At 48.9% G+C, this 11,846-nt stretch carries 10 protein-coding genes; 4 read left to right on the top strand and 6 right to left on the bottom strand.

Features of this window, described 5'->3' with window-relative positions; translation table 11 throughout:
* Positions 1-14 precede the first annotated feature (14 nt).
* Both MPRO_RS03885 and MPRO_RS03880 read left to right on the top strand, forming a co-directional pair.
* Positions 15-1,481, top strand: coding sequence for an amidase (locus MPRO_RS03885; protein WP_067287245.1), 1,467 nt, complete (start codon positions 15-17; stop codon positions 1,479-1,481).
* Positions 1,482-1,538: 57 nt separating this feature from the next.
* Positions 1,539-2,312, top strand: coding sequence for a 2-keto-4-pentenoate hydratase (locus MPRO_RS03880; RefSeq protein ID WP_067287241.1), 774 nt, complete (start codon positions 1,539-1,541; stop codon positions 2,310-2,312).
* 1,025 nt (positions 2,313-3,337) lie between these two features.
* Here the strand turns inward: MPRO_RS03880 and MPRO_RS03875 are convergent.
* The 6 genes from MPRO_RS03875 to MPRO_RS03850 all read right to left on the bottom strand — a co-directional run bounded on the left by MPRO_RS03875 (position 3,338) and on the right by MPRO_RS03850 (position 9,525).
* Positions 3,338-3,793 (bottom strand): DUF6998 domain-containing protein, encoded by a 456-nt coding sequence (locus tag MPRO_RS03875; protein WP_067287226.1) that lies wholly within the window; start codon positions 3,791-3,793, stop codon positions 3,338-3,340.
* An 872-nt stretch (positions 3,794-4,665) separates the two neighbouring features.
* Entirely contained in the window at positions 4,666-5,244 is a 579-nt protein-coding gene (locus MPRO_RS03870) for a GIY-YIG nuclease family protein (protein ID WP_067287224.1), read from the bottom strand.
* A 53-nt stretch (positions 5,245-5,297) separates the two neighbouring features.
* A complete protein-coding gene (locus MPRO_RS03865; RefSeq protein ID WP_067287222.1) occupies positions 5,298-5,870 on the bottom strand; it encodes an REP-associated tyrosine transposase in 573 nt (190 codons plus the stop codon).
* A 103-nt stretch (positions 5,871-5,973) separates the two neighbouring features.
* A complete protein-coding gene (locus MPRO_RS03860; RefSeq protein ID WP_067287220.1) occupies positions 5,974-6,588 on the bottom strand; it encodes an SLATT domain-containing protein in 615 nt (204 codons plus the stop codon).
* Between the two features lie 169 nt (positions 6,589-6,757).
* Positions 6,758-8,308, bottom strand: a complete 1,551-nt coding sequence (locus MPRO_RS24985; RefSeq protein WP_158651745.1) for a reverse transcriptase domain-containing protein — start codon at positions 8,306-8,308, stop codon at positions 6,758-6,760.
* Between the two features lie 596 nt (positions 8,309-8,904).
* Positions 8,905-9,525, bottom strand: coding sequence for a hypothetical protein (locus tag MPRO_RS03850; protein WP_067287216.1), 621 nt, complete (start codon positions 9,523-9,525; stop codon positions 8,905-8,907).
* A gap of 1,322 nt (positions 9,526-10,847) precedes the next feature.
* Between MPRO_RS03850 and MPRO_RS03845 the strand changes: the two genes are divergently transcribed.
* Together MPRO_RS03845 and MPRO_RS03840 are read left to right on the top strand one after the other, a co-directional pair.
* On the top strand, positions 10,848-11,198 hold the full coding sequence (locus MPRO_RS03845) for a thiol-disulfide oxidoreductase DCC family protein (protein WP_082708427.1): 351 nt from the start codon (positions 10,848-10,850) through the stop codon (positions 11,196-11,198).
* A 188-nt stretch (positions 11,199-11,386) separates the two neighbouring features.
* Positions 11,387-11,638 carry a DUF3081 family protein gene (locus MPRO_RS03840; protein WP_067287214.1) on the top strand — a complete coding sequence of 84 codons (252 nt, stop codon included), beginning with the start codon at positions 11,387-11,389 and terminating at the stop codon, positions 11,636-11,638.
* The last annotated feature ends 208 nt before the right edge of the window (positions 11,639-11,846 follow it).

The following is an 11,846-nucleotide window of genomic DNA, read 5'->3' as shown; positions in this document are numbered from 1 at the left end:
CAGGGGAGAAACCCATGGCAGGACAGCCTGAACAGAAAGCCGCGCTTGATGCCAGTGCTGATGCGCAGCGCATCTTTAGCCTGAGTGCGGCGGCGCTCAGCGCCGCCTACGGTAGCGGTGCCCTGACACCACTGCAGGTGCTGGCGGCGATTGAGCAGCGCATCGCTGCCCTGAATCCGCAGCTCAATGCCATCGTTACCGCGAATCCGCAGGTGCGTGAGGATGCCAGGGCCAGCAGTGCACGCTGGGCGGCGGGTGCGCCACTAAGCGCGCTCGATGGTGTACCAGTGACGGTGAAGGACAACATTCAGGTGCGCGGTCTTGCGTGCTGCTGGGGCTCAAAGTTGCTGGCAGACTATGTACCCGATGTCGATGAGTTGCCGGTGGCGCGCATGCGCGGCGCCGGCATGCTGATTCTCGGCAAGACCAACGTGCCCGAGTTCACCCTGGAGGGCTACACCAGCAACCCGCTGTTCGGCGTGACTTGCAATCCCTGGAACCCGGATCTGACCCCCGGCGGCTCCAGCGGCGGTGCCGTGGCGGCGGTGGCCGCAGGCATGGGCCCGCTGGCCATAGGCACAGACGGCGGCGGCTCCATTCGCCGGCCTGCGTCTCACACCGGGCTGGTAGGGCTCAAACCCTCCATAGGTACGGTGGCACGCTGCGATGGTCTGCCGCCCATATTGCTGGATTTCGAGGTCATAGGCCCCATCGCCCGCACAGTGGCCGATGCCCGGCTGCTGTTTGAACTGATTGCGGGGCCTGATGCCAGGGATCGCAAGTCGCTGGGGGCCGCGCAGGCAGCAGGTGAAAGCGCGGCAGCCGGGCCCGAGGCTCAAAAGCCGCTGCGCATTCTGTATGTGAAGGACTTCGGTGGCAATGCGCTGGACTCTGAGATAGACGCCAGCGTGGCGGGCGCCTGCGAAACCCTGCGGGCCCTGGGGCACCAGGTCACCGAAGGGCCCTTGCCGTTCAGCCTGGATTTCGTTAACGCCTTCTGGCCAGTGCTGGGGCAGGTGGGTGTAGCCTCGCTGTTCGAGCGTTATCCACAGGCTGCAGAGCTTGCCTCAGCGCGCTTTGTCGAGATGGCCGCCGCCGGTGCTGCGGTGGGCGCGCCTGCCTATCTGCGGGCGCTGGAGAGCATCGATCAGTTTCGCAGCGATGTCACCGCCGCCTATGGCGACATCGATATCATCATGACGCCCTCGGCGGCAGCACTGCCCTGGCCTGCGGCCACAGCCTACCCCGATCATATAGATGGCCAGGAAGTCGGCCCGCGGGGCCATGCGATCTACACCGGCTGGGTCAACGCCTGCGGTCATCCGGCCATCAACCTGCCATCTGCGGCATCGGCAGCCGGCCTGCCCATCGGCTTTCAATTGGTCGGCCGCTTTGGCAGCGACCGCGCCCTGCTGGATCTGGCCGAAGACTATGAGGCCTGCACCCGCCGCCAGCGTGGCGAGCCGCACTGGCCGGATTAGTCGTCTTTTTAGCTTTTCCCTTTAACCTTGCTCCTTTCAACTTTTTAGGATTTTCGTATGTCACTAACCCAACCCCAGGTGGAACAGGCCGCCGAACTCTTCCTGCAGGCCTACCGCAGCGGCCAGCAGATCGATGCGCTGCCGGATGCACTATGTCCCCAGAGCAAAGCCGATGCCTACGCCATTCAGGCCATTGTCAGCGGTGAGCTTTGCAGCACAGGCATCCGCACCTGGAAGGTCGGTGCCCCCAATCTCGATACCGAGCCCTACGCCGCACCTATCTTCGAGTCGGTGGTGAGTGCCTCACCCACAATAATCCCGGCAGAAAAACTGCACATGATCGGCATGGAAGTGGAGCTGTGCTATCGCTTCAATACCGATCTGCCAACCCGGGCTAAGGCCTATAGCGTCGAAGAGGTGGCCGCTGCCATTGAGGGCGTTTATGTCGCCATCGAGGTGGTGGATACGCGCATCAAGCAGTGGCAGACCTGCGCCGAGCTGTGGAAGCTGGCGGATAACCAGATCAATGCCGCGCTCATTATCGGCAGTGGCGTGCAGGACTGGCGCGGGCTGGACCCCGCCAAGCTTGCCGGTGAGCTGGTGGTCAACGGTGAAGTGCTGGTGCGCGGAGAAGGCGCCCATTCGGTGGGTGATCCGATGCACCTGGTGCACTGGACGGTGAATCATCTGGCCGGGCGCACTGGCGGGTTTCGCAAGGGGGATGTTGTGACGACCGGGAGTTGGACGGGAATGGTGTTTGTGGAGCCTGGGGCAGAGGTGGTGGGGAGGTTTGAGGGAGTGGGGGAGGCGAGGGTTTCTTTTCCGGTTTGATATTGGTTGTTTGAAGCTTTGGTGCTAAACGGGTCGGTTAGTGGTTTTGGTTGAGTCTGTATTTCGCCTCTCGGCGACCTACTTTCCTTGTTACGCGACAAGGAAAGTAGGCAAAGGAAACGCGCCCCGATGAAGCCTTTTCGCTGCGCTCTGAGGCCCTTTTTCGGGCGCAGCTAACGCACATCCATGTGCGAATCTGCGTCGAGACAGTCCCTGTATCGACCCTTCGGGCCAATTCGAAAAATGACCCCAGTGCTCGCCGGCTTCATAAGGGGATGGGAGCCGTTCTGATATTTCAGTGGTGATTGAATGATATCGGTGCAGCCTGATTCACTGCTGAAGCTTGCGGTGGTCGTAAGAGTTGCGCCCCGCGACGAAGCTTTTGCTGCGCGCCGGAATGATGCTCCGGACGCACTGCCGTCAAGGTGAAGAGCGGAACATCCTGGTCCTCCGGCTCGACAGTCCCTGTCTCACCCCTTCGGGTCTGATCGGAGCATAATCCCGGTGCTCGTCGGCTGCTGAGGGGGTAGAGGGCCGTTCTGATAGTTCTGTAGTGTTGCGCAGACTGTTAGGTTAACCTTTTCGCTGCGCTCTTAGGTCATTTCGCGGGCGCTACTTCCGTCAAGGTGAAGAGTGCATATCCACGCTCTGTTCTGCGTCGATACAGTCCCTGTATCGACCCTTCGGGACAATTCTAAAAATGCCCCCGGTTCTCGCCGGCATATGGCCATGGATGGCCGGTAGTCAGAAAATGCAGGAGCAATTTTCTGCTCATAAGGGGTAAAAGGCCGTTCTGATATTTCTGTAGTGATTGAATGATATCGGCGCAGCCTGATTCACTGCTGAAGCTTACGGTGTTCGTAGGAGTCGCGCCCCGCGACGAAGCATTTTTCACTGCGCTCTGAGCGCATTTTGCCAGCTCGACAGCCTCTGCCTTGCCCTTTCGGGCCAATTTGAAAAATGACACCAGTACTCGCCAGCTTCATAAGGTGAAGGAAAGCGGCTCTTGAGTTTTGGTGCCAGTCTTAAAGTATTTTTGGCACACGCTGGTGCTCAACCACTTGTTCGTTTAATAGTTTAAGCTTATTTAAACTGATCTGATATTGACCGTTAGAGGGTAGCGTCTTAGCTGAAAAAGATTTCCAGACCAAACTGCCTGGTCCGTTATATATTTCTTCAAATTTGCCGTCAGGGAATATCTTAATCACTATCGTATGTTCAGGTTCGCTACGAAATGCGACTGAATTTGATTGCGTCGCCTTGATCTCAACCTTTTTGCCAGATTTGGACACTGCATCATAACCTTTGTTTGACGCGGTCATTAATTCAAGGTCATAAGCATCAGCGACCAGACATTCTCCAATGCTACCAACCATGTGGCCATCGGGCGTGAAATGTCGGCCGGGAAACATGGATTCCAGGTCTTTAACGGTTGAATAGAGCTGTTGTACCAAGCTCTGAAATTTATCGTGGTTTATCATGGCCGTTTAACTCCGCATACAGCGTTTTTTCACTGATTTATTTAGCCTATCGTCGACCTGCGAGCTTATACCGCACTATTGGCAGGTAGCGCGATTTTTGACGCTGGTATTGGCGTAATTTCGATCGGGAAAGTGTGGGTTTTAGGTTTACGGTAGGAATAGCCAGCTGTCCTGAATAAAGGGTAATAAACGGGGGTGATATGTAGCGCTGTTTGGGCGAGTATTGCGCCTTGCTGGCGCGATACTTTCTTTGCTCGTGCAAAGAAAGTATCCAAAGAAAGCACGCCCCAATGAATCCTTTTCGCTGCGCTCTGAGACCCTTTTTCGGGCGCAGCTAACGGCACATCCTGTGCCTAATCTGCGGCTCGACAGTCCCTGTCTCGCCCCTTCGGGCCAATTCGAAAAATGCCCCCAGTGCTCGCCGGCTTCATAAGGGGAATGGGAGCCGTTCTGATATTTCAGTCGTGAATGATTGATAGCGGCGCAGCTAGATTCACTGCTGAGGCGTGCGGTGTTCGTAGGAGTCGCGCCCCGCGACGAAGCCTTTAGCTGCGCGCCGGAATTCTGCTCCGGACGCACTGCCATCAAGGTGAAGAACGGAGCATCCTGCTCCTAATCTGCGGCTCGACAGTCCCTGTCTCGCCCCTGCGGGCCAATTCGAAAAATGCCCTCAGTGCTCGCCGGCTTCATATGGGGTCATGGGGTCGTTCTGGCGCTTGGTTGCCAATCTTCAAGTTCGCTCGAGCTCAGAGTTATCGTAGGGTGGCAGTGAGCCTCCGGCAGAATTGAACCTGCATTGAAAACGGTGTAGATAGTAAGCATATATAAGGCTGAAATTTTAAAAAAATCTCCTGATGTTTCCTTACTTATGATTAACTTTCATTCAATTGGGGGAATGCTTTCTCTAAATATCCTATCTGCTTATTTAGTCGTGGTTTTGATATCCTAAGAATGAGAGACTCAACATGTTTAGGGTAATCAATCCAGTTCGATTCTCCAACATCGTATGCAGAAATATAACGTACTACTTCATAACGTTTCTCAGGGGCTTTTTTAACCCCAGCAGGAAATCTTACAGGTACATCTCTACGTATGGCCGAATAACATTCATCTAATAAATTAGTGGCCTTTCCAACATAAATAAGATTGGCAAATGCATCATAGAAAGCATAAATACCCATCCGTGACTCATATCCTTCAAATAGTTTTCTTAATTGATAACGTACTTCTTCAGTTGAATCGAATTCCCCATACTCGACAATAACTTTAAATTCAGGAACAAAAATTTTATGCATCAAATATTCTACTGTTTGTTTTTGTGGTTGTACTTTGCCATCCGCCCATTCTGTTAATTGTTGGACCGAACATCCCGTAATATCTGAAGCGGATCTAAAGTCTCCCTCAAAATACTCATCAATTAAGTATTTAACTAGAATGTTCCTGGCTTCCATTTTTAAAATCTCATGATATTTTATTAATGATATAATCGAGCCGTAGATCAGGATTAAGAACGAATCCCAACATGCTCGGCGTCGTTGAGCTTTTTGTCACTCTCCAAACTGATCAGTCGGATTAAATATGATCCTTCTCCCCAGTCGACTGATAATAATCCTTCGATCACATAGTGATGAAAACTTGAGTATGGCCAGTCTCGGCAACGTTCTACGTAACCATGCTTTACGGGGTTATAGTGAATGTAATCTATATGGGCCCGGTAATCGTTGTCATCTCTAATCATGTGCTCCCAATACCGGCGTTGCCATATACCACGTTTACCATTTTTGTATCGGATTTTTGAGACACGCTCACCTTTTGGCAATGCTAGCGAAAAGGACGATTTAATAAGCCGCCATCGTTTCGCGTATTCCGCATCATCTTTTTGCATAGTTAAAACAGTATGGAGGTGATCGGGCAGGATAACAATGGCATCTATATTAAACGGATGCCGCTGCTTCACAAGGCGAAACGCTGAACGGAGCACTTCGATATGTGTAACCAACAGATCCTGCTTCCGTTCAGCGATATTGATGGTAAAGAAGTAAGTTCCCACAGCGTGCTGTGAGCGGCGATAGTTCATATCACCTTCATATGATACGCAGTCATTTTGGGCTTTTTCTTTAATGTTGGGATTCGTTCCTCATCCCAACCTACGTGCTTCAGCCCTTAGCTGCTACAAATTTTTAAAATAATACATCTTTAAACAAAATGGAGAGGCTCGTTATTGTAGGTATAAGCACTGCCAGCAAGCCAATAAACATATCTTTATATAAATAAATAATGCTCACTGTTTTTCTTTTTAAAAAAGAGTAGCTGTGTGTTTCTTTATATTCTTTTGAGTGGCTCGCTATAAAAAACTGATCATCTATTAGGTCATGATTTGTCGAAAATTTTTGAAGTAAATCATCGTAGGTATCAGATATATTTAGTAAGTCGGCAATGTTTCCGGAAGTAAATATGCGTTTATATACTCGGTCGATTTCAATGCCGCAACGATGATGAACTTCTGATAATAGCCCGTAGTTTTTACCGCCTTCGACTAGTCCATATACTAAAATAACGATTGAAACAATAATGGAGGAAAATGATATAAGACTATCTTGGCGTTCTGTTATTAATAAAACATTTGAAATTTGTAGGATTGACAGCGATATGAGATGAATGGATGATACGCTTGTAACAAAAACCACTAGGTTTTGTTTTTTATTCAAGCGTCTATGAGCATTAAATCTAGCTCCTTTAGTTCGCCATATTTTATCGTCAAGTTCCTTGCGAAGTTTTTTAAAATTATCATCCATGTATTATTTTCCAGCCTTAAAGAAGTCGCCCTTTAAAATCATAAGTAATCAATTCTGAAAATCTAAAGTTATCCAGATTAGAAACAGCTAGGCTGAGTGGTTACCAAAGCCAGTCATCTTGAGATGGTGACTAATGTACTCATTCTTAAAGAATAAGCACAGGGCGACTTCAAGAGATATTACCAACATCTAGCTCTAACTTCAATAGTTTTGATTTTTTTGCAGATATAAAAATTTTTTCTATTTCCTCATCGGAAAATGACTTGTCATCATAGTGAGCTATATATCCAAACTTAACAAGATAAGACAGTTTTTCAGCTCTGGTTTCATAAATGCTATAGTTGTGAATATATCCACCAAATAGGTCATGTCTTATGGCGTAATAGGTTCGCAATAAGCTGCAGAGCCCATTTATATTTTTTTTGCTTCTGTTTTCTGGTGCTTTTTTGGAAAATAAACTCAATCTACCGAATTGCTTTTTGATAATTCCATCAATTTTGTGAAGTAAATATATGTCGTTGATTTCGACAAAGTAGAACATCCATCCATATTTTTTATTCTCACTAATTGCTCCTGTGATTTTTTCATTAAGTTCGAGAATGAATATTTCTTTAATCTGCTCAATGTTTAAGAATTTTGATTCTTTCTCGCGGCGCTCAGCATTATTTTTGAAATTAGTAAACATAGAAATTATGGATTCAATATATCTATTAACTGTTGTATTTTTTACGGTAATGGAGGATGAGTTTATTTCATAACCCAAATATTGAAAGTTGTCTTTTATGCTCCCTTTTTCACTCTTCCTACTTCCGTCGTCATAATCATGACTATTTAAATCAATATCTGATAGTTTAGAGTAGATCTCTCCTTCAATTTTTTCTATTTCGTTAATGTCGGAAAATATTAATATATCATCGACGTATCTAAAGTAGCCTGTTCCCTTTTTTGAAAAGTGATCATCGAATTCTTTCATATATATTTCAGCAAGGATATTAGATATAGATAATCCTTGTGGAACTCCGGTTGCCGTCTTATATTTATGAGAATCCTTTTTATTATAACCTTTAGGTACCGTTTTGTTTAATAAAGCTCGTCTTACTAATGTAACGAATTCATCGTTCCCAGAAATTCCCTTTAAATTTAATAGGATTTTTTCTCTATTTAAATTATCATAAAATCCTTTTATATCTATTTTTAAGTATGCTGTTTTTTCGCAATCAATAATTTTAAATTTTTCTTTTATGTTTCTAATGTATGTGTTGGGTAACTTGTTAGGGATGCTGTCTGGAAAAAGTTTGTGTAGCTCTTCTTTTATTGCAAATAACACCAACTTGTCTTTGACTGTTGGTTTGGAAATTATTCTTGGTGTCTTTCCTCTTCCTTTAGATTTAATAACCTCGAGGTAAGGGGTATATCTATATTTTTGAGTGAAAACCTTGCTTGATATTGATTCTAATTTCTCTGGTAAATTTTCAGAAAAAGTTAATCCATTAACACCATCTATACCTCTGCCGGCAGATGTGCGTATGTTGTCTTGAAAGTAGGTGGTAAGTGTTTCTACTGAAAATGCAGTGTGCAAACTAACGGTTGGCATCGAAAGTCCTTTCAATAAGATAGTTATAAGCTTGTGTTTCGGACGCAGATGTACGAAAGGCGCGGGGTCATGTCTTTTGCTTTCTGCCACAATAGGAGGGTCAGACCATGCATCACTACTTTCCACCTGCCGAAAAACCACGCTACCGCCCGCACTGTTATGGAATGCTAGAGGCGCTGGGCGCGGGTCAGGGAGTTTGGAAGGGAAGTGGGGTGATGTACACCTGGCCTGGCTTCCGTGCTCGGCTGACGATTGTCGGTGGTGCTATTGCCGGGGCGCCTGCTCTTGTTACCGGTGCGCCTGGCGGTGTTTTGTGGCAGGGCGCATCCGCTGCGATGCCTGCTGACCGTCTACATCCTGGTTACTGAATGAGGACGGATTGACCGATGTTACAACAGAGACTGCTCTGTGCACAGATTTAGTACCGCTTGGCAACGAAATATCAGAGTGGCTCCGAATCCCCTTTGAACAGACAATTTATCCTGCATTTTCTGACTACAGGAGGCCATTCCTGGCCATAAGCTGGCGAAGACTGTACTCTTTCGGCGAATTGGCCCGGAGTAAATAACCGCAGATCGATCAGAACGCCTCCATATGATACGAGGTCATCTTGGTTTTTATGTAATGTTGGGATTCGTTCCTAATCCTGACCTACGTGCTGGAGTAAAATACAAGACTTTATTCTTGAAAACTGCCATTAATTTTTCTTATTCGTTGAAAGCTTATGATTTAATCACATTGTCTAATTCAAACTTGAACGGCTCAGCAGCGCTGCCAGGCCCACCACCGGTAACAACAATATCGGCAGACTTAATTCCCAATAAAGATATTTCAGAAGGCTTCGACGAAACGGCCGCAGATTCTATAGTATTACCTTCCTGAATATGTGAAACAGCACTTATATTAATTATCGGATTTAATTCAAATGTGACTTTTTGGTCTGGAGCCAAACTTGGGCTTGAGTTAAATAGCTTTGCATCTTTGTAAATCTTCGCTTTTATGGAGCCTTGCTCAAGGCGATTTTCGACCTTGAATGCATTTCCATAATTTTCTGTCCCTACATGTTGTATGACGTCACCAGTTTCATCCTTGATCATGGCAAATAGGTATCCCGGGTTTGCTCTCAACTGTGGCGTGTAATTTCCATAGCTATCTTCGACAGAAACGAAAAAATCGCTTGAATATACAAAAGAGTGAGTATCATCTTGACCAAGATTTCGAATCACCTTCCATGCAACTGATCTGTTATCAGAACCGCCGAAAGTATTCTTGGAAAATATTACAAATTCAGAGTTGTTTTGATCATTGGATTTATTGATGACGTTGAGTGTTATGTCCGACATTCTCTGCTCCCTATGGCAACAATATCGTGGGTCATTCGGCCAGGTCGTGTCTTTTGCCTTCTGCACAATGATAGGGCCAGGTCACGCATCACCACTTGCCACCAAACCGAAAAACCACGCTACCGCCCGCACTGTTATGGAATGCTAGAGGCGCTAGGCGCGGGTCAGGGAGTTTGGAAGGGGGAGTGAGGTGATGTATCACTTGGCCTGGCTTCCGTGCTCGGCTGACGATTGTGGTGGTGCTTGTGTCTGTATTACTGGGCGCGGGGCTCTTGTTGCCGGTGCGCCTGGCGGTGTTTTGTGGCAGGGCGCATCCGCTGCGATGCCTGCTGACCGTCTACTGCCTGTTACTAAAGGGAGACGGATCGACCGATGGTACAACAGGGACTCCTCAGTGCACAGGCTTAGTAACGTCAACGATGGACTTGCGACCAACTTTTGAACGGCTCTTATCCCCTAAGCAGCCGACGTGCACCGGGATTTTGCTCCGATCAGACCCGAAGGGAGTAGATCACAGCAGATCGATCAGAACGGCTCCCATCCCCTTATGAAGCCGGCGAGCACTGAGGCCATTCTGTGAATAGGCCCGAAGGGGCGATACAGGGACTGTATCGACGCCGATTCGCACATGGATGTGCGTTAGCGGCGCCCGCAGAATGGGCGTAGAGCGCAGCGAAAAGGCTTCATCGGGGGCGTGTTTCCTTTGCCTACTTTCCTTGTCACGTTACAAGGAAAGTAGGTCGCCGGGAGGCGAAATACGTGCTTCACGAAAACTACATATCTTCCCGTTTACTGACATGCCATCAACGGCAGCCCTCGCACTCTGAACTCTGAACGCGGCGAAAAGGCTTCGTCGCGGGGCGTGACTCCTACGGCCATCGCAAGCTTTCGCAGGGAGTCAGGCTGCGCAGGTTTCATTAAATCGCTCAAACTATCAGAACGGCTTTCATCCCCCTCAGCAGCCGACGAGCACTGGGATTTTGCTCCGATCAGACCCGAAGGGGCGAGACAGGGACTGTCGAGCCGCAGATTAGGCACAGGATGTGCCGTTAGCTGCGTCCGGAGCAAAGTTCCGGCGCGCAGTGAAGCCGTAGGCCGGCTGATGGGTGGCGTGCTTCCTTTGCCTACTTTCCTTGTCACGTTACAAGGAAAGTAGGTCGCCGGGAGGCGAAATACGCACTTCACCAAAGCCACATATCGACCTGTGTACCGATAATCATTCAAATAGCCGCTAAATCTGGATACCGAAACGGCAAACATTCGTTACCGACCAGACCCTGCCAAGTGAACCAATCCCCCCTGCGCATCCGTATAGCCCTCCCATGAAACCTGTAATTTTCTATGATGGCAGCTGCGGTCTGTGTCGCCGCGAGATTGCGCACTACCGGCGCCTGGACAGCCAGCACCGGATCGAGTGGGTCGACATAGTTGCGCAGCCACAGCGGCTGGCGTCGGTGGGGGTGGACTATCTGGCGGCGATGGCCCTGCTACATGGGCTGGATGAAAACGGGCGTCTGGTGACGGGCGTGGCCACATTCATGCTGATTTGGCAGCGGCTGCCGGGCTATCGGTGGCTGGCTAGCAGCCTGTCAGACTTGACCAATCTTAGCGAGGGAAAGTCCGTTTTGAGGCAGTTTTTGAGCTCTTTTGAGACGAATAGTGGTTCTATTTAACGAAAAAGAGCGCGAAAAATGACCAAAATCGGCTTTTTCGCAGTAGATTAGTGTTCAGTCCGACAGGCTGCCAGGTTACTGGTTTTTTTGCATCTGTTGCCAGCGTTGCAATGGGCGTATCTGCAGTTTGCCCGCTGGCGTTTTCACCGACGCATGGGCGCTGGCTGTCAACTACCGTAGGACGGGTTATGGAACATAGATTCAGTGTGGTCACGGCGCTCAAGGCGTTCAATGTCATTACGCAGCACGGCGAGAAAAGCGCAGAGGGTTATGTGCTGGATGGCATCACGGCCAGGGCCGAATATGATGGCTATACGGTATCCATGACCGATGGCCGGGTGACGCTTTATATCTATTTTCACAACAAGCACAAGTTTGATTTCGAACGTAGCGATGATCTGGACCGATTTATGGCAACCTTAGAGCGCTTGGGTGAGTGACGTTCTGCTGTGGCTAAGCCAGGCGCGGCGCTGCCTGATGTGCAGGGTCATGGGGCGGCTAGCTGCAACGGAGAGATTTTAACTCCGGCAGGGGCCTGCTTTGCAGGCACCGGACCGACCGTTTTCGCCACTTCAGACCGCGTCGGTGGGCCTGGCTGACGGGTGAAATACACGCTCGGAAAGGGTGTCTCAGGGGTACGGAAATTGC

The sequence above is a fragment of the Marinobacterium profundum genome (genome assembly GCF_001528745.1).
GTDB lineage: Bacteria > Pseudomonadota > Gammaproteobacteria > Pseudomonadales > Balneatricaceae > Marinobacterium_A > Marinobacterium_A profundum.
Note: the sequence above shows the minus strand (reverse complement) of the source record. Positions and strands in the feature narration are given on the sequence as shown.